We start from the raw sequence: 18,708 nt of genomic DNA, 5'->3' as shown, positions 1-18,708 counted from the left end.
CCATGTCCAAGCCGCCGTCCGATCCCCGCGCCGACACCCGTCCCTCGCGCCGTCCGTGGCGGGCGCCCGATGTCCGCAAGCTGGCCGCGGGGGCCGCGGAGAACGGCTTCGGCGGTGCGGATGACGGGCCGTTCACCGGTTCCTGACACGCATTTCGGCCCGCGCCCGCGGCACATCGCTGTCGTCCGATTGCGATACCGCGGGCCGGCACCTAAGCTCCTCGGATAGCAAGAGGGGCCTTTCATGAAGCATAGCGTCGCCACCGTCCTCGCCACCCTGTTCGTGCTCGGCGCGGCCTCCGCCCAGGTGCCGACGCCGCGGGACAAGCCGGTCGAGCAGACCCGCGCGCCCGAGGACAGGGCAGCCGATCCGCTGCCCCAGCCGCAGCCCCTGCCCTCGCCCGCCCCGTCGAACGCCGCTGCCCAGCCCCAGCCCGCGGCGTCTCCCGTGCCCGCAAAACCGGCGAAGTGGGACGTCAACGCACCTCCCGGCGCGACCATCCGCCAGGTGCCGATCAACGTCGACGAAGGCAGCTGGATGGATCTCGACGTGTCCCCCGACGGACGGACGATCGCCTTCACCCTGCTCGGCGACATCTACACGATGCCGATCACCGGGGGCACGCCGACCCGCGTCGCCGAGGGGCTGGCGTGGGAGGCGCATCCGCGCTTCTCGCCCGACGGGCGGCGCATCGCCTTCACCTCCGATCGCGGCGGCGGCGACAATATCTGGGTGATGAACCTGGACGGCGGCGACAAGCGCCAGGTGACGAAGGAGACCTTCCGCCTGCTCAACCAGCCGGCGTGGTCGCCCGATGGCCGCTTCATCGCCGCCAAGAAGCATTTCACCACCGGGCGTTCGGCCGGCACCGGCGAAATCTGGCTCTACCACGTCTCGGGCGGCACCGGCGTCCAGCTCGTCAAGCGACCCAACGAACAGCATCAGAAGGAGCTGGGCGAGCCCGTCTACGCGCCCGACGGAAAGTCGATCTACTTCACGCGCAACATCACGTCCGGCCCGATCTTCGAATATGCCCAGAATTCGAACGCCGACCTGTTCAACATCGACCGCTATGACCTCGCGACCGGCGAGACCTCGACCGCAGTATCGGGCGTCGGGGGATCGGTGCGTCCCACGCCCTCGCCCGACGGCAAGTCGATCGCCTTCGTCCGGCGCGAGCGGGCGAAATCGAAGCTCTACGTGAAAGACCTCGCCTCGGGCATCGAGCGCAAGATCTACGACCAGCTCGACCAGGATCTGCAGGAGACCTGGGCGGTCCACGGCGTCTATCCCAACATGGCATGGACGCCCGACAGCAAGACGATCGTGTTCTGGGCCGGCGGCAAGATCCGGCGGGTAGGCGCCGACGGATCGGGCGCGGCGGTGATCCCGTTCCGCGTGAGCGACACGCGCGGCGCCATCGCCTCGCCCCACCCGCAGATTCCGGTCGCGCCGGCGACATTCGAGACGAAGATGCCCCGCTTCGCCGCCGTCTCGCCAGACGGGCGACAGGTGGTGTTCGAGACGCTTGGCCGCTTGTGGGTGAAGCCGCTGGCGGGCGGCACGCCGCGCCGGCTGACCAACGCGCAGGGCTCCGACCTGGAGCTGTTCCCCAGCTGGTCGCGCGACGGCCGCACGATCGCCTTCGTCGGCTGGACCGACGCGAGGTTGGGCCGCATCCGCACCGTCGCCGCGTCGGGCGGCGTGGCGCGTGACGTCACGACCGAACCGGGCCATTACCGCCATCCGCAATTTTCCCCGGACGCACGGACGATCGTGTTCGAAAAGGGCGAGGGCGGCAGCGTCACCTCCCCCGACTGGTCGGAAAACCCCGGCGTCTACCGTGTCGCCGCAACCGGCGGCGCGCCTGTTCGCGTGGCGAAAGGCATGGCCTCGCCCCAGTTCGCCGATGTCAGCGACCGCCTGTTCATGATCGGCAGTGGCGGCGGGAAGCGCCAGCTCGTCTCGTCGGACCTCGACGGCAACGCCCGCCGCGTCCACGCCTCGGGCGAGCTGGTCAATGATTTCGTCGTCGCGCCGGATGGCAAGTCGGTCGCCTTCCGCCAGAATTACGCCGCCTTCGTCATGCCGCTGATGCCCGGCGTGCAGGATGCCGGCGCCGACATGGACGGCAAGGCGCTGCCCGTCACCCGCGCCAGTGGCGGCGGCGCGAATTACATCCACTGGTCGGACGACGGCAGGCGCCTCCACTGGTCGCTAGGCCCGACGCTCTATTCGGCGGACAGCGCGGCGATGTTCCGCGCGGCCCCGGCGGACGATGGCGCGGCGAAATTCGTGCCGCCCGCGTCGGGCGTGTCGCTGTCGATGCCGGTCGCCGCGGCCAAGCCAAGCGGCAGCTATGCGCTGACCGGCGCGCGCATCGTGACGATGGCCAACGATGCCGGCGGCATCATCGACGACGGCGTGATCGTCGTTACGGGCGATCGCATCGCCGCCGTCGGCCCGCGCGGCTCCACCCCGATTCCTGCGGGAACGCGGACGATCGACGTCGCCGGAAAGACGATCATTCCCGGCCTCATCGACGCCCACGCCCATGGCCCGCAGGGCGACGACGAGATCGTGCCGCAACAGAATTGGTCGGCGATCCAGAACCTGGCGATGGGCACCACGACGATCCACGATCCGTCGAGCCGCGCGAGCGAGATCTTCGTTGCCGCCGAGCGCCAGCAGGCCGGCACCCTGCTCGCTCCCCGAACCTTCTCGACCGGCGAGATCGTCTATGGCGCCAAGTCGGCGGGGGTCTACGCCCAGATCGACAGCCTCGACGACGCGCTCGCCCACGTCCGCCGGCTGAAGGCGCAGGGCGGCCATTCGGTCAAGAACTACAACCAGCCGCGCCGCGACCAGCGCCAGCAGGTGGTGGAGGCTTCACGCCGCGAGAACATGCTCGTCGTGGCCGAGGGCGGCTCGCTCTACGGCATGGACATGACGTTGATCGCCGACGGCAATTCGACGCTCGAACACAATATCCCGCTCGATAAATTCTATGAGGACGTGCTGAGCTTCTTCAGCCAGACGACGGTCGGCTACACGCCGACGCTGGTCGTCACCTACGGCGGCCTCGCCGGTGAGCCCTATTGGGACCAGGCGATCGACGTGTGGAAGCACCCGCTGCTCCGCCACTCGCCGCCCGATCGCCTCGCCGCCAAGCTGACCCGCGTCACCAAGGCGCCCGAGGAGGATTTCGTCGACGGCGCCAACGCCCGCGAGGCGCGCCGACTGGCGCAGCGCGGCGTCAAGGTCGCGATCGGCGCGCACGGGCAGCAGGCCGGCATCGGATCGCATTTCGAGCTGTGGAGCTTCGTGCGCGGCGGCATGACCCCGATCGAGGCGCTGAAGGCCGGCACGATCGCGTCGGCCCAGTCGCTCGGCATGGCGAAGGACATCGGCAGCCTCGAGCCGGGCAAGCTGGCCGATCTGGTGATCCTCGACGCCGATCCCACCGCCGACATCCGCAATTCGGACAGGATCAGCCGCGTGATGCTCGGCGGGCGCCTCTACGACGCCGCGACGATGAACGAGGTGGAAACGGGAACGACGAAGCGTCTGCCCTATTGGTGGGAGAAATAGCCGCGCGCGCGCGCCGGGATTTGCCCGATGCGCCGGCCGGACCTATGGCCGCCGGCACGATAGACGGGGAACGGGGAACATGGCGCCACCGCCATCGGCCAGCGACACGATGAGCCCGCCGACGCCGAGCCTGGCGGAGGTACATCGCAGCGTCCCCGTGCCCGGCCTGGGCCTGCCGTTCTGGCGCCGGCTGGGCGCGTTCATGGGGCCGGGTTATCTGGTCGCGGTCGGCTATATGGATCCGGGCAACTGGGCCACCGGCATCGCCGGCGGGTCGGCGTTCGGCTACACGCTCCTGTCGGTCATCCTCATCAGCAACCTGATGGCGATGCTGCTCCAGTCGCTATGTGCGAAACTGGGCATCGTGGCGGGCATGGACCTCGCCCAGGCGTGCCGCGCGCACTATTCGCGACCGGTCAACTTCCTGCTGTGGGTGCTGTGCGAACTGGCGATCATCGCCACCGACCTGGCCGAGGTGATCGGCACGGCGATCGCGCTGCAACTGCTGTTCGGCATCCCGCTGGTTCTGGGCATCGCGATCACCGCGCTCGACGTGCTGCTGATCCTGGGGCTGCAACGCTATGGCTTCCGCAAGCTGGAAGCGTTCGTCATTGCACTGCTGGTCATCATCTCGATCTGCTTCGGGATCGAGCTGGCCTATGCCCAGCCCAGCATCGCGGCGATCGCCGACGGCCTGATCCCGCGGAGCGAAATCGTCACCAACCCGATGATGCTCTATGTCGCGATCGGCATCCTCGGCGCGACGGTGATGCCGCACAACCTCTACCTTCATTCCTCGATCGTCCAGACCCGCGCGTTCGACCGCAGCGAAGCGGGCAAGCGCGAGGCGGTGAAGATGGCGACGATCGATTCGACCGTCGCGCTGTTCTTCGCGCTGTTCATCAACGGATCGATCCTGGTGCTGGCGGCGGCGACGTTCCATTCCGCCGGGCGCACCGACGTCGCCGAAATCCAGGACGCCTATCACCTGCTCACCCCGATGCTGGGGGTCGGTGCGGCGAGCACGATCTTCGCCATCGCGCTGCTCGCCTCGGGCCAGAACTCGACCGTCACTGGCACCCTCGCCGGGCAGATCGTGATGGAGGGTTTCCTCGACATCCGCCTGCCGATGTGGCTGCGGCGGATGATAACCCGGCTGATCGCGATCGTCCCCGCCGCGATCGTCGCGATGATCTATGGCGAAAGCGGCACGGCGCAACTGCTGGTCGCCAGCCAGGTGGTGCTCAGCCTCCAACTGCCCTTCGCGATCGTGCCCCTGGTGCGCTTCACCTCCGACCGGGCGAAGATGGGGGCACATGCCAACGGCGGCTGGATAAAATGGACGGCCTGGACGGTGTGCACGATCATCATCGCGCTGAACGTGACGCTGCTCTACCAGACCTTCTTCACCTAGGGCAGGTCGACATTCAGGCCAGACGCAGCCGAAATGGGTGACTCTGCATGACCCGGAGCGCAGCGTAGGTCCGGTATGTGAGCACCGGAAGCGCGCGAAACCGCCACTTGCGCGGCCGAAATGGCCCGAATGTCGATCGGCCCTAGGGTCAGAAGATTGTTCATCCGATGTGTTCCGGCCAAGGCCGGAACCGTGGCCACCGGAGCCTGTGATCGCCACCGCTCGGGCTCCCGCCGGAGAACAGGCCCCATTCAGGGCGGTTGGACCAAACACCTAGCCTGTCATTCGCCGTTCGTCGGACGGACGAAGCACGGCCTCCCTGAATACTGGCATGTGCAGACCTGTTTCGCGCGGACCGCACCCCCGCGCCCGCTGGCGGCCATCCTCAAATGCAAGATTAATTCTATTTCTGTTGCATGATGGAATATTCGTTCGTATAGCACCGTCAAACGGCAGCACAGCCGATCCATGAACGACGCTTTGGGGAGGAAGGCATGAACGGATTTTCCGGGGGGGACGCCAAGCGCGCGATGGTTGGCGCAAGCCTGCTCGCGGTGGCTATCGCAAGCGCAATGCCCGCTGCCGCGCAGACCGCGCCTGCACAGGATGACACGCCGGAAGTCGTCGTCACCGGCCAGCGCGCGTCGGATCTCGCGGCGCTTCTTGCAAAGCGCGACTCGGACGTGACCAGTGAAGTCGTCTCCGCCAACGACGTCGGCAAGCTGCCCGACCAGAATGTGGCGGAGGCCGTGCGGCGCCTGAGCGGCGTGTCGGTGGCGACCGACAAGGGCGAGGGCCGCTACCTCATCATCCGCGGGATCGAGCCGAACCTCGCCAACGTCACGATCAACAACCAGACCGCCTCGGCACCCGAACCCGAGAGTCGCAACGTCAAGCTCGACGACATTCCGTCCGGGCTGATCGGATCGGTCACCGTCATCAAGACGCTGACGCCCGATCTCGATGCCAACGCGATCGCCGGGCAGGTCGATATCAACACCGTTTCCGCCTTCGACAAGAAAGGGTCGCTGTTCGGCAGCGCGCGCGGCGTCGTCGGCTTCTTCGATGATACCGACACCCGCTCGCGCGAGGGCGATGCTTCGGTCGGTGGCCGGTTCGGCGCGAACCGGTCGATCGGGCTGGTCGTCGCGGGCAATTATTCGCGCCGGCCTTCCTATTCGCAGAACGTGCTGTCGGGCGGACGCCAGCTGGTCAACAACATCGACCTGCCGGTCGAGCTCGACCAGCGCATCTACGATCCCGCGATCCGCACTCGCAAGGGCGCGGTCGCCAATCTCGATTTCCGCCCGTCCGACGACGTGAAGCTCTACGGCCGCTTCCTCTACTCGCAATTCTCCGACGTCGAGCAGCGGCAACGGCTGCGACTGTTCTTCCCCGGCGACAACAATATTGCCGACACCACCACCTTGCCGCCGGGCTATTCGGCGTTGAGCGCGACTGGCGGCACGATCAGCGCAACGACGGCGCGACGCCTGCTGCGCAGCCGGTCGGAGATCACCGACACCACCACCCTGTCGGGCGGCGGCGATTTCCGGCTGGGCGCCGTCGAGCTCAAGGCAGAGTACACACACGCCAAGTCGCACAAGAAGGACCCGATCCGCGACGAGGTGGAATATCGCGCGGCAGCCTCTACCGGCATCGGCGCGACCTTCGTCAACGGTGACCGGCTGCTGACCTCGCTCACCGCCAATGCGGCGGCGCTGAACCCGGCCAACTACCGGCTGAACAGCTATCGCCAGGTTTCACGCAACGCCAACGAGACGCTCGATCAGTTCCGCATCGACGTGAAGATCCCGTTCGACGGGCTGGGCGACGGCAGTTCGTTCAAGATCGGTGCGAAATATCTGAACCGCGACCGGTTCCAGGATCAGACCGGCCGCACGTTCAGCGCGGTTTCCGCGACCGCCGGCTCGCGGACGATCGCCAACGACCTGGGCGACACCATCGCGACGACGTTCGACGGCGCCTACACCTTCGGACCGAAGATCAGCCTCGCCTCGGCGCAGGCGTTCGTGTTCGCGAACAACACCAACACCACGCAGTTCACGGTCAACGCCAACGACCAGATCTCGCAATCGACCACGTCGGACTATCGGGTGAAGGAAAAGGTCATCGCCGGCTATGTCATGGCGACTATCAAGTCCGACAGCCTGACGATCATCCCGGGCGTCCGCATGGAACGGACCGAGGGACGCACGTCGGCGATCATCTATCGCGCCGGGGTGACGACGCTCAACAGCACCTTCGATTCCTTCGGCCGCTACGAATATACCGACTGGTTCCCTGGCGTGAACCTGAAGTACCAGGTCAGCCCGCAGTTGCAGGCACGCGCCGCGGTGACGACGGCGATCGGCCGGCCGCCCTTCGTCAACCTGGCACCGACCGTGACGGTAGATGTCGGGGCGAACACCGTATCGCTGGGCAACCCCAATCTGCTGCCGCAGAAGTCGCTGAACCTCGACGCCGGCCTCGAATATTATTTCCGGGGCGAAGGCGGCCTGTCAGTGGCCGTATTCTACAAGCGCCTGACCAACCCGATCTTCGCCACGTCGGCGCTCAACCAGTCGGGCACGTTCGGCGGTGTCGCGCTGACCGGAGCGACGGTGAACTCATTCGGCAACGGCGACGAAGGCTCGCTGACGGGCGTCGAGTTCGCGATCCAGAAGCCCTTCACCTTCTTGCCCTCGCCGCTCGACGGGTTCGGCATAAACGCCAACCTGACGCTGTCGAGTTCGGACCTGAAGGTGCCTGGCCGCACGATCAAGACGCCGCTGGTCGGCCAGGCCGACACGATCGCCAGCGGGCAGCTCTACTACGAGAAATACGGTATCTCCGCGCGCGTCGCCCTGTCCTACCGCTCCGCCTATCTCGACACCGACGGCGGGCTCAGTTCGGCCGACGCCACCGGCCTGTCGGACAGCTATTTCGGCAAGATCACCACGATCGACGCGCGGATCGGATACCGACCGGCGAAGTTCGTCGAGGTCTTCGCCGAGGGCAACAACCTGACCGACGCGCAGGATTATTATTACTTCGCCACGCCGAACCGTTTCCGCGAAGGCGAGAAATACGGCCGCTCGTTCCGCGTCGGCCTGACCCTGACCTACTGATCCCGACGCCGCGATCCCCGCGGCGCCGATATCAACTCCTCCTGGGGGGACCGGCGCTCCGGTCCCCCTTTCTTTGCGTCAGAGCCGCACCACCGCGCCGTCGCGGGCCGACTGCGCCGCCGCTTCGGCCAGTGCCAACGCCGCGACCCCGTCGCGATAGCCGATCAGCGGCGCGGCGCCGTCGATCACGTCGGCGAAATGGGCGATCTCGCGCGCATAGGCGACGGCGTAGCGATCGAGGAAGAAGTTCTGGAAACGGTCGGCCGACGCCCCGCCCTCGCCCCAGCGCTCGACCGTGCTTTCCAGCTGGTTCTGCGCGCGCAGCATGCCGTTCGCGCAATAGGCCTCGATCCGCTGGTCATAGCCGTATCCGCTGCGCCGGCTGCTGGAGATGACGCACAGCCGGCCCGATGCGGTGCGCAGGATCGTCTTCGCGGTGTCGGCGTCGCCCGCCGCACCGATCGCGGGATCGATCAGCACTGCGCTGGCGGCGAACACCTCGGTCACGTCCTCACCCAGCAGCCAGCGCGCCATGTCGAAATCATGGATCACCATGTCCTTGAAGATGCCGCCCGATACCTTGACGTAATCGACCGGCGGCGGCGCGGGATCGTGGCTGATGATGTGCAGCGTCTCCAGCGCTCCCATCTCGCCGCCCGCCAGCCGCGCCTGCAGCGTCGCGAAATTGACGTCGAACCGCCGGTTGAAGGCGAGGAGCATCGGTACCCCCAGCGCGGCGAAATCCTGTTCCGCCGCCCGCGCGCGTGCCAGATCCTGGTCGAGCGGCTTTTCGCAGAATACCGCCTTGCCGGCACGCGCGGCGGCCATGCTGAAATCGAGGTGGGTGTCGGTCGAACTCGCGACGATCACGCCGCGCACGGCCGGATCGGCCAGCGCCTGATCGAGAGTCGATACCTGCGCGCCATGCTCCGCAGCCAGCGCCGCGGCGGCATCGGCCATCGGATCGACGACATAGGCGAGCCGCAGGCGCGGATTGGCGGCGACGTTGGCGGCGTGGATCCGGCCGATCCGGCCCGCCCCAACCAGTGCGACATCGAACATTATATCTCTCCCCACATCGAAATTTCCATATTCCATAGTTTTGGACGAAATATTCCATAGCGTCCGCGCGCGGGTTGCGCGATAGTTGTGTTCCAAAAATCGAACAGATATTCCGTTCGGCGATCAGACGAAGGATTTTGCTGCATGGCCGATGCGCCGCCCTCCACCGCCCCCACGACGGCCGAGGCGCTCCGCGCGGAAATCGTCCGGCGCTACGACACGCTCAGCAAGCGATTGAAGCAGATCGCCAGCTATGTTCTCGACGAGCCGAACGATGTCGCGCTGGAGACGCTGGCGGTCATCGCGGCACGGTGCGACGTGCAGCCGTCCGCCATCGTCCGCTTCGCCAAGAGCTTCGGGTTCGAGGGCGCGAGCCAGATGCAGAAGCTGTTCCGCGACGGCCTGCTCAGCAACAATGCCGCACTGGGATATTCCGAACGGGTCCGTCAACTCGACGAGACGACTAGCGCGACCGGCGCGGATCCGGCCAACCTGCTGGCCGAGTTCGTGGAGGGCAATACACTCGCGATCGACAACCTTCTCCAGACGGTGAGCGGATCGGACATGCGCGCCGCGGTCGATTCGATCCGCGACGCCGACACCATCTATGTCGCGGGTTTCCGTCGCTCGTTTCCGGTCGCATCCTACCTCGCCTATTCGCTGCTGCAGGCGGAAAAGCGCACGGTGTTCGTCGATGGCGTGGCGGGCCTCGCCCTGCGGCAGGTGCAGACCATGGCGCCCGACGACCTGCTGATCGCCGTCAGCTATCAGCCCTATGCCGAGGAGACGGTCGCTCTGGTCGAGGCGGCGCGTGCGCGTGGCTCCAAAGTGCTGGCGATCAGTGACAGCCTGGTCAGCCCGGTCGCCCAGCCAGCGGACATCGTGCTGCAGGTCCGCGAATCCGAGGTCCACAAGTTCCGCTCGCTCTCCGCCTCGATGTGCCTGGCGCAGGCGTTGGCGATCAATTTCGCGTTCGAGGCATCGCGCGACGTCACCGGTCGCAAGCGGCGCTCGACCGCCAAATGAAACGCCGGTTCCCGCGACGAATTTATTGAAACGTATGTTGCAAACTGGAACGCGATGGAATAGACGTTACAGACCAAATGGGGGCGGTCTGGATCTGGTGATGGCGCAGCGCAGGGACGAGGGGGGCGCCGGGCGCCTGGACATCATCACGCTGGGGCGCGCGGGCATAGACCTGTACGGCGAGCAGATCGGCGGCCGGCTCGAGGATATGGCGAGCTTCGCCAAATATATCGGTGGCAGCCCAACCAATACTGCGATCGGCGGCGCGCGTCTGGGGTTGCGCACCGGCTTGCTGACCCGCGTCGGCGGCGACCATTTCGGCCGCTTCATCCGCGAGGAACTGGCTCGCGAGGGCGTGGACATCACCGGCGTGCGCACCGATCCCGAACGGCTGACCGCGCTGGCGATCCTGGGCATCCGCGATCCCGACACCTTCCCGCTGATCTTCTACCGCGAGAATTGCGCCGACATGGCGCTGACCGCCGACGATATCGATCCCGAATTCGTCGCCCGCGCCGACGCGCTGCTGTTGAGCGGCACCCACCTGTCCCGCCCCGACGTGTTCGCCGCCAGCCTTAAGGCCGCAGAGCTGATGAAGGCGCAGGGTGGCCGGCTGGTGTTCGACATCGATTACCGCCCGGTGCTGTGGGGTCTCGCTTCCAAGGAAAATGGCGAGGATCGCTTCGTCGCCAGTACCGAAGTGACGGCCGCACTCCAGCGCATCCTGCCGCTGTGCGACCTGATCGTCGGCACCGAGGAGGAGGTTCACATCCTGGGCGGCAGCACCGACACGCTGGCGGCGCTGCGCGCGATCCGCGAGCGGACGGCCGCACTGCTCGTCTGCAAGCGCGGTGCCGACGGTTGCGTCGCGTTCCCGGGCGCGATCCCGGCCTCGCTCGACGACGGCGTGGTCGGGCGTGGCTTCCCGATCGAGGTGTTCAATGTGCTGGGCGCCGGCGATGCGTTCATGGCCGGTTTCCTGCGCGGCTGGCTGCGGCACCTGCCGGTCGAGACGGCGTGCGAGTTCGGTAACGCCTGCGGCGCGATCGTCGTGTCGCGCCACGGCTGCGCGCCGGCGATGGCATCGTGGGAGGAATTGCAGACCTTCCTCGCCGGCCGCTGGCCGCACCGCCTGCGCGAAAGCGCGGCGCTGGAACAGCTCCACTGGTCGACCAGCCGCCGGGGCGTCCACGACGAACTGACCGTGCTGGCGATCGACCATCGCAGCCAGTTTGACGATCTTATCGCCGAACTGGGCGTGGGCGACGATGCTGCGATCGAGCGCTTCAAGGCGCTGGCACTGCGTGCAGTGGACCAGCTTGCCGAAGGCGACCCGCGCTTCGGCGTGTTGCTCGACGGCCGGTTTGGTGCCCGCGCGCTCGAGCAGGCGGCAGACCTGCCCTATTGGATCGGGCGACCGATCGAGGTGCCGGGATCGCGGCCGATCGCCTTCGAAGGATCGCCCGACGTCGGCATGACGCTGCGCGACTGGCCGGTCGATCATGTCGTCAAGTGCCTGGTCTTCTATCACCCCGACGACGATGCGGAGATGATCGAGCGGCAGGACCGCCAGATTCTGCGCCTGGCCAATGCGTGCCGGGCCACGCGACATGAATTCCTGCTGGAGATCATCGCGTCCAAGCACGGCCCGGTCGACAGCCAGACCATCGCGCGGGTCATCGACCACATTTACGATCTGGGCGTCTATCCCGACTGGTGGAAGCTGGAGCCGACCGAGGACGCCGCGGCCTGGGCGGCGACCGAGGCGGCGATCCTGCGTCGCGATCCGCATTGCCGCGGCATCGTGCTGCTCGGACTTTCGGCGCCGATCGAAGCGCTGCTCGCCGGAATCGCCGCCGCGGCGCCGTTCGAACTGGTCAAGGGCTTTGCGGTCGGGCGCACGATCTTCCACGATGTCGCCGCCCGGTGGCTGCGCGGCGAGATCGACGACGAGGGCGCGGTCGCGGCGCTGGGCGACAACCTGAGCGTACTCGCCGATGCGTGGCGGGCGGCGCGGCATGGAAGGCGCGCGGCATGACGACGATCCGGCTGACGATGGCGCAGGCGCTGGTGCGGTGGATGGCCGCCCAGCGGATCGCGCACGACGGCGCCATCGTACCCTATTTCGCCGGCGTGTGGGCGATCTTCGGCCATGGCAACGTCGCCGGCATCGGCGAGGCGCTGGCCGCCAGCGAGGACGTGCTGCCGACGTACCGCGCGCATAACGAACAGGGCATGGCCCACGCCGCAATCGCCTTCGCCAAGCAGACGCGGCGCGGGCGGGCGATGGCCTGCACCACCTCGATCGGCCCCGGCGCGACCAACATGGTGACGGCCGCCGCGCTGGCGCACGTCAACCGCCTGCCGGTGCTGTTCCTGCCCGGCGACGTCTACGCCAGCCGCCGGCCCGATCCCGTGCTCCAGCAGATCGAGGATTTCGCCGACGCCACCGTAAGCGCCAACGACTGTTTCCGGCCCGTCAGCCGGTTGTTCGATCGCATCACCCGGCCCGAGCAGATCCTCGATGCCCTGCCACGTGCGATGGCGGTCCTGACCGATCCGGCGGCATGCGGACCCGTCACCCTCTGCCTGTGCCAGGACGTGCAGGCGGAGGCGTATGATTATCCGGAAAACTTCTTCGCCGAACGCGTGTGGCGAATCCGCCGTCCGCGTCCCGACACGGCGGAACTGGCCGCGCTGGTCGAGGCGGTGCGGGCCGCCAAGGCTCCCCTGATCGTCGCGGGTGGCGGCGTACTCTATTCGCGCGCGGAGAACGTGCTGGCCGATCTCGCCGCCGCGACCGGCATCCCCGTCGCCGAAACGCAAGCCGGCAAGGGCGCGCTGGCCTGGGACCACCCGGCCGGGCTCGGGTCGATCGGCGTGACCGGCACGAGCACGGCCAATCGCGCGGCGGAAGCCGCCGACCTGATCGTCGGCGTCGGCACCCGGCTTCAGGATTTCACCACCGGATCGCGCACATTGTTCGCGGGAAAGCGGCTGGTGCAGGTCAACGTCGCGCCGTTCGACGGCGGCAAGCACGGTGCGGAACCGGTGATCGGCGACGCGCGCGAGGTGCTGTCGGCGCTCGGCGAGGCGCTGGGCGAGTGGCAGTGCGAGGATCGCTGGATCACCGCCAACGCCGATGCGGTGGCCGACTGGAACCGCGCGTGGGACGCCGCGACCGCTCCTACCGGCGCCCTCCCATCCGACGCGCAGGCGATCGGCGCGGTGTGGCGCACGGGTGGCGATGATCGTACCGTCGTCTGCGCGGCGGGCGGCCTGCCTGGCGAGCTCCACAAGCTGTGGCGCAGCCGCGTGCCCGGCAGCTACCATGTCGAATACGGTTTCTCGTGCATGGGATACGAGATCGCCGGCGGCCTGGGTGTAAAGCTGGCCGATCCGGCGCGGGACGTCGTGGTGATGGTCGGCGACGGCAGCTATCTGATGATGAATTCGGAACTGGCGACCTCGGTCATGCTGGGGCTGAAGATCACCGTCGTGCTGCTCGACAACCGCGGCTACGGCTGCATTAACCGGCTGCAGCAGGGCACCGGCGGGCGGCCGTTCAACAACCTGCTGGCCGACGCCGCGCATGTCGCGCTGCCCGACATCGATTTCGCGACTCACGCCCGCAGCCTCGGCGCCACCGCGGAGAAGGTGGCGGGCGTCGCCGAACTCGAGGCGGCTCTCGCCCGCGCCAGCGCATCGCCTGCCAGCTACGTCATCGTGATGGATACAGATCCCGCGATCACCACCGACGCCGGCGGCCACTGGTGGGATGTGGCCGTGCCCGAGGTGTCCGACCGCGCCGAGGTGCGCGCCGCCCGCGCCGACTATGACAAGCGCATTTCCGGAGAGATAGCATGAGCATTCGCTGGGGCGTCAGCCCGATCGCCTGGTGCAACGACGACATGACCGAGTTGGGCGCCGACACCACGCTCGACATGCTGCTGACCGACGTAAAGGACATCGGCTTCGACGGCGTCGAGCTGGGCAACAAGTTTCCGCGCGACGCCCCGACGCTCAAGCCGATCATGGCGGGGTACGGCCTCGACATCGTCGGCGGCTGGTACTCGGCCAACCTGCTCACCCGCGACGCGGCGGCGGAGATCGCGGCGATGGAGCGGCATATGACGTTGCTCGAAGCGATGGGATCGAGCGTGTTCATCCTCGCCGAGACATCGAATGCGGTGCACTGTGATCGCTGGGGCAGCCGGCTCGACACGCATCCGGTGCTGGCGGCGGCAGACTGGGCGCGCTTCGGCGAGCGGCTGGATACGGTGGCGGCGCACGTCAACGATCGCGGCATGCGCTTCGCCTATCACCACCATCTCGGCACCGTCGTCGAGACCAACGAGGAACTGCAGCGCTTCTTTGACGCGACTGGCGATCATGTCGGGCTGGTGCTCGACACCGGCCACGCCGTCTATGGCGGCATCGATCCGATCGCCGTCGCCCGCGCGCGGCCTGAGCGCGTCAACCACGTCCACTGCAAGGACGTCCGCACCGCGAAGTACGACCAGTTCCTGGCCGACGGCACCAGTTTTCTGAACGGAGTCGTGGGCGGCATGTTCACGACGCCGGGCGACGGCGATTACGACTATCCCGCCTTCATGCGCGCGCTGGCCGACATCGACTATACCGGCTGGATCGTGATCGAGGCGGAGCAGGATCCGGCGGTCGCGAACCCCCGCGACTACAGCCAGCTCGGCCTCGACACGCTGAAGCGGCTGGCGGCCGAGGCGGAGCTGGTGCTGTGAGCCTGCTGGTCCACCCCCACCCGCCCGACGCGCGCGGGGTGACGATCGACATCACGCCAGAGAGTGCGGGCTGGGCGCACGTCGGCTTCCGCGTCGTCAGGCTCGCGGCGGGGGAACGCCATGCCGGACGCGAGACCGGGCGCGAGGCGTGCCTGGTGTTGCTGTCGGGCCGCGCGGACGTGACGGCGGGCGGCGAGCGCTTTTCCGGCATCGGCGGGCGCGAAGATATTTTCGCCGCATCGCCCACCTCGCTCTACCTCCCCGCCGACACCGATTACGCGGTCACGGCGATCGACGCGGTCGAGCTGGCGGTATGCACCGCCCCGGCCGCGCCGGGCGGCGCGGTCAGGCTGATCGCGCCCGAGGAGGTCGGCGAGGAGATGCGCGGGCGCGACACCAACACCCGCTACGTCCGCAACATCCTACCCGACACGTCGGATATCGCGCAGAGCCTGCTGGTGGTCGAGGTCATCACGCCCGGCGGCAACTGGTCCAGCTATCCGCCGCACAAGCACGACGTCGATGCCTGGCCGGTCGAGACCTTGCTCGAGGAAACCTATTATCACCGCATGAAGCGTCCGGGCGGCTTCGCCTTCCAGCGCGTCTACACCGACGACCGCTCGCTCGACGAGACGATGGCGGTGGGCGACGGCGACGCGGTACTGGTGCCGCGCGGATATCACCCGGTCGGCGCCGCGCACGGCTACGACCTTTACTACCTGAACGTCATGGCGGGCCCGCGCCGCGCCTGGAAGTTCACCAACGACCCCGCGCACGACTGGATCGTGCGGCAGTAGGAAGACCGGCATGCGTCTGATCGATCATTTCCTCGCCGGCGGCGCCGGCGCGGCTTCCGCGCGCCACGGCGACGTGTTCGACCCCAATACCGGCCGGGTTCAGGCGCGGGTTGCGCTGGCCGGGGGCGAGGTGCTCGACCGCGCGGTGGCGTCGGCGCAGGCGGCGCAGCCGGGCTGGGCGGCGACCAACCCGCAACGCCGCGCCCGGGTGCTGTTCCGCTTCAAGCAACTGCTCGAAGCGAACATGGAGGAACTGGCGCGATTGCTCGCGTCCGAGCATGGCAAGGTCGTCGACGACGCCAAGGGCGATATCCAGCGGGGCCTTGAGGTCGTCGAGTTCTGCTGCGGCATCCCCCACGCGCTGAAGGGCGAATATACGCAAGGGGCGGGGCCGGGGATCGACGTCTATTCGATGCGTCAGCCGGTCGGCATCGGTGCCGGGATCACCCCGTTCAACTTCCCGGCGATGATCCCGATGTGGATGTTCGCGCCCGCCATCGCGTGCGGCAACGCCTTCATCCTGAAGCCCAGCGAGCGCGATCCGTCGGTGCCGGTGCGCCTCGCCGAACTGATGCGCGAGGCGGGCCTTCCGGACGGCATCCTGCAGGTCGTCCACGGCGACAAGGAGATGGTCGATGCCATCCTCGATCATCCTGCCATCGCCGCGGTCAGCTTCGTCGGGTCGTCCGATATCGCGCACTATGTATACCAGCGCGGCGTCGCGGCGGGCAAGCGCGTGCAGGCGATGGGCGGGGCGAAGAACCACGGCATCGTCATGCCCGACGCCGATCTGGACCAGGTGGTCGCCGACCTGTCGGGCGCGGCGTTCGGCAGCGCGGGCGAGCGCTGCATGGCGCTGCCGGTCGTCGTGCCGGTCGGCGAACGCACGGCGGATGCGCTGCGCGAGCGGCTGGTGTCGGCGATCGGCAGGCTGCGGGTCGGCGTATCGACCGACGCGGAGGCGCAGTATGGCCCGGTCGTCACCGCGCAGCACAAGGCGCGGATCGAACAGTGGATTCAGACCGGCATCGACGAGGGTGCGGAACTGGTCGTCGATGGACGCGGCTTCCGATTGCAGGGGCATGAGGACGGCTATTTCCTGGCCCCGTCGCTGTTCGACCGCGTCACGCCGCAGATGCGATCGTATCAGGAAGAGATCTTCGGACCCGTCCTCCAGATCGTCCGCGCGCCCGATTTCGAGAGCGCGCTCAAGCTGCCGAGCGAGCACCAGTACGGCAACGGCGTCGCGATTTTCACCCGCAACGGCCATGCCGCGCGCGAATTCGCAGCGCGGGTCAACGTCGGCATGATCGGCATCAACGTGCCGATCCCCGTACCGGTCGCCTACCACAGCTTCGGCGGGTGGAAGCGCTCCGGCTTCGGCGACACCAACCAGTACGGCATGGAAGGCGTGCGGTTCTGGACCAAGGTCAAGACCATCACCCAGCGCTGGCCCGACGGCGGTTCCACCGGCGACAGCGCCTTCGTCATCCCGACGATGGGATGACGCAGAGCGAGAATCGGATTGACTGGAATGTAATTTCCATATCTAATATAAAATAGAATAAATGGCCGGGGAGAGGGCCGATGCTGAGGGCATTCGCGACGGGACCGGACCTGCCGCTGCGCGACGACGTGGACGTCGATCGCATCTATCATCGCCAGCGGATGCGGGTGATCCTGGCGATCACGCTGGCCTATGCCGTCAGCTACACCTGCCGTCTGGCGATCAACGTGGTGAAGAAGCCGCTGATCGACGGCGGCATCTTCACCCCGCTCGAACTCGGCATGATCGGCTCGGCGCTGTTCTACACCTATGCCGTCGGCAAGCTGGTCAACGGCTTCGTCGCCGATCACAGCAATGTGAAGCGCTTCTTCGCGGTGGGCCTGGTCCTCTCGGCGCTGTGCAACATCGCGATGGGTGTCTCCACGGTATTCTGGGCGACCTTGCTGATCTGGGGCCTGAACGGCTGGTTCCAGAGCTATGGTGCACCGTCGAGCGTCGTCGCGCTGGCGAGCTGGTTCTCCAACCGCGAGCGCGGACGCTATTACGGCATCTGGTCGACCGCCCATTCGATCGGTGAAGGGCTGACCTTCTCTGGCGTCGCCGCGCTGGTCGCGCTCGGCGGCTGGCACTGGGGCTTTTGGGGACCGGGCATCGCCACCATCCTGGCCGGGATCGGTGCCTATCTGGCGCTGAGCGACCGGCCACGCGCGCTGGGCCTGCCGGCCGTCGCCGACTGGCGCAACGATCACTATGCCGCCGCCGCCACCGAAACGCCCGAGCGCGGCGTTTTCGCCACCCAGCTGTCGATCCTGCGCATCCCTGCGGTTTGGATTCTCGCGCTGTCGAGCGCCGCGACCTATGTCACCCGTTATGCGATCAACAGCTGGGGCATCCTGTATCTGCAGGAAGAGCGCGGCTATTCGCTGGCGGCGGCGGGATCGATGCTGACCGCCAGCACTCTCGCCGGGATCGTTGGGGCGCTGAGCTACGGCTTCATATCCGACAAGCTGTTCGGGGCACGGCGCCCACCGGCCAATCTGCTGTTCGGTATCGTCGAGATCGTCGGTTTGCTGCTACTATTCTACGGTCCGGGAGACACGTTGACGACCGTCTTGGCGCTGATCCTGTTCGGGCTGGGCATGACCGGGCTCGTCACCTCGCTCGGCGGGCTGTTCGCGATCGACATCTGCCCGAAGCGGGTGGCCGGCGCCGCGCTGGGCTTCGTCGGGGTGTTCAGCTATGTCGCCGCGGCAGTGCAGGAACAGGTCTCCGGCGCGCTGATCGATGCCGGGATGCGCGTGGTCGGCGATCAACGCACCTATGATTTCGGCCCCGTCATCACCTTCTGGATCGGGTCGTCGGTGGTCGCCACCCTGCTCGCCGCCACCCTGTGGCGCACCCGCCTGCGCGATTGAGGACA

General features: G+C 67.4%; 12 protein-coding genes. 11 read left to right on the top strand and 1 reads right to left on the bottom strand.

Annotated features, from left to right (window positions below):
• Positions 1 to 2 precede the first annotated feature (2 nt).
• The 4 genes from VYI76_RS12615 (at position 3) to VYI76_RS12600 (ending at position 8,136) form a co-directional block, all read left to right on the top strand.
• A complete protein-coding gene (locus VYI76_RS12615; protein ID WP_326525152.1) occupies positions 3 to 146 on the top strand; it encodes a hypothetical protein in 144 nt (47 codons plus the stop codon).
• A gap of 97 nt (positions 147 to 243) precedes the next feature.
• Positions 244 to 3,591 carry an amidohydrolase family protein gene (locus VYI76_RS12610; RefSeq protein ID WP_326525151.1) on the top strand — a complete coding sequence of 1,116 codons (3,348 nt, stop codon included), beginning with the start codon at positions 244 to 246 and terminating at the stop codon, positions 3,589 to 3,591.
• Between the two features lie 79 nt (positions 3,592 to 3,670).
• Complete coding sequence (locus tag VYI76_RS12605; protein ID WP_326525150.1) at positions 3,671 to 5,005, top strand: Nramp family divalent metal transporter; 1,335 nt, start codon at positions 3,671 to 3,673, stop codon at positions 5,003 to 5,005.
• 572 nt (positions 5,006 to 5,577) lie between these two features.
• Positions 5,578 to 8,136 (top strand): TonB-dependent receptor, encoded by a 2,559-nt coding sequence (locus tag VYI76_RS12600; protein WP_326525149.1) that lies wholly within the window; start codon positions 5,578 to 5,580, stop codon positions 8,134 to 8,136.
• Between the two features lie 78 nt (positions 8,137 to 8,214).
• Here VYI76_RS12600 and iolG read toward each other — a convergent pair whose 3' ends face one another.
• Positions 8,215 to 9,198 (bottom strand): inositol 2-dehydrogenase, encoded by a 984-nt coding sequence (iolG, locus tag VYI76_RS12595; RefSeq protein WP_326525148.1) that lies wholly within the window; start codon positions 9,196 to 9,198, stop codon positions 8,215 to 8,217.
• Positions 9,199 to 9,342: 144 nt separating this feature from the next.
• Between iolG and VYI76_RS12590 the strand changes: the two genes are divergently transcribed.
• From VYI76_RS12590 to VYI76_RS12560, 7 genes are all read left to right on the top strand, one after another.
• Positions 9,343 to 10,224, top strand: coding sequence for a MurR/RpiR family transcriptional regulator (locus tag VYI76_RS12590; protein WP_326525147.1), 882 nt, complete (start codon positions 9,343 to 9,345; stop codon positions 10,222 to 10,224).
• A gap of 100 nt (positions 10,225 to 10,324) precedes the next feature.
• Positions 10,325 to 12,262: a bifunctional 5-dehydro-2-deoxygluconokinase/5-dehydro-2-deoxyphosphogluconate aldolase gene (locus VYI76_RS12585; protein WP_326525146.1), complete on the top strand. Its 1,938-nt coding sequence runs from the start codon at positions 10,325 to 10,327 to the stop codon at positions 12,260 to 12,262.
• Positions 12,259 to 14,091, top strand: coding sequence for a 3D-(3,5/4)-trihydroxycyclohexane-1,2-dione acylhydrolase (decyclizing) (gene iolD, locus VYI76_RS12580; protein WP_326525145.1), 1,833 nt, complete (start codon positions 12,259 to 12,261; stop codon positions 14,089 to 14,091). Before VYI76_RS12585 ends, iolD begins: the two co-directional genes overlap by 4 nt.
• Complete coding sequence (gene iolE, locus VYI76_RS12575; protein ID WP_326525144.1) at positions 14,088 to 14,984, top strand: myo-inosose-2 dehydratase; 897 nt, start codon at positions 14,088 to 14,090, stop codon at positions 14,982 to 14,984. The genes iolD and iolE overlap by 4 nt, the downstream gene beginning before the upstream one ends.
• On the top strand, positions 14,981 to 15,781 hold the full coding sequence (iolB, locus tag VYI76_RS12570; protein ID WP_326525143.1) for a 5-deoxy-glucuronate isomerase: 801 nt from the start codon (positions 14,981 to 14,983) through the stop codon (positions 15,779 to 15,781). Before iolE ends, iolB begins: the two co-directional genes overlap by 4 nt.
• A 10-nt stretch (positions 15,782 to 15,791) precedes the next feature.
• Complete coding sequence (locus VYI76_RS12565; protein WP_326525142.1) at positions 15,792 to 17,288, top strand: CoA-acylating methylmalonate-semialdehyde dehydrogenase; 1,497 nt, start codon at positions 15,792 to 15,794, stop codon at positions 17,286 to 17,288.
• Between the two features lie 80 nt (positions 17,289 to 17,368).
• On the top strand, positions 17,369 to 18,703 hold the full coding sequence (locus VYI76_RS12560; protein ID WP_326525141.1) for an MFS transporter: 1,335 nt from the start codon (positions 17,369 to 17,371) through the stop codon (positions 18,701 to 18,703).
• The last annotated feature ends 5 nt before the right edge of the window (positions 18,704 to 18,708 follow it).

Origin of the sequence: Sphingomonas sp., assembly GCF_035910975.1 — a bacterium.
Lineage (GTDB): Bacteria > Pseudomonadota > Alphaproteobacteria > Sphingomonadales > Sphingomonadaceae > Sphingomonas.
This window is presented reverse-complemented; position numbering and strand designations above follow the sequence as displayed.

Excerpts from the sequence above, each read along its gene's own strand:
- VYI76_RS12615 (WP_326525152.1), top strand. The coding sequence starts at position 3 with ATGTCCAAGCCGCCGTCCGATCCCCGCGCCGACACCCGTCCCTCGCGC.
- VYI76_RS12610 (WP_326525151.1), top strand. The coding sequence starts at position 244 with ATGAAGCATAGCGTCGCCACCGTCCTCGCCACCCTGTTCGTGCTCGGC.
- VYI76_RS12605 (WP_326525150.1), top strand. The coding sequence starts at position 3,671 with ATGGCGCCACCGCCATCGGCCAGCGACACGATGAGCCCGCCGACGCCG.
- VYI76_RS12600 (WP_326525149.1), top strand. The coding sequence starts at position 5,578 with ATGCCCGCTGCCGCGCAGACCGCGCCTGCACAGGATGACACGCCGGAA.
- iolG (WP_326525148.1), bottom strand. The coding sequence starts at position 9,198 with ATGTTCGATGTCGCACTGGTTGGGGCGGGCCGGATCGGCCGGATCCAC.
- VYI76_RS12590 (WP_326525147.1), top strand. The coding sequence starts at position 9,343 with ATGGCCGATGCGCCGCCCTCCACCGCCCCCACGACGGCCGAGGCGCTC.
- VYI76_RS12585 (WP_326525146.1), top strand. The coding sequence starts at position 10,325 with ATGGCGCAGCGCAGGGACGAGGGGGGCGCCGGGCGCCTGGACATCATC.
- iolD (WP_326525145.1), top strand. The coding sequence starts at position 12,259 with ATGACGACGATCCGGCTGACGATGGCGCAGGCGCTGGTGCGGTGGATG.
- iolE (WP_326525144.1), top strand. The coding sequence starts at position 14,088 with ATGAGCATTCGCTGGGGCGTCAGCCCGATCGCCTGGTGCAACGACGAC.
- VYI76_RS12565 (WP_326525142.1), top strand. The coding sequence starts at position 15,792 with ATGCGTCTGATCGATCATTTCCTCGCCGGCGGCGCCGGCGCGGCTTCC.
- VYI76_RS12560 (WP_326525141.1), top strand. The coding sequence starts at position 17,369 with ATGCTGAGGGCATTCGCGACGGGACCGGACCTGCCGCTGCGCGACGAC.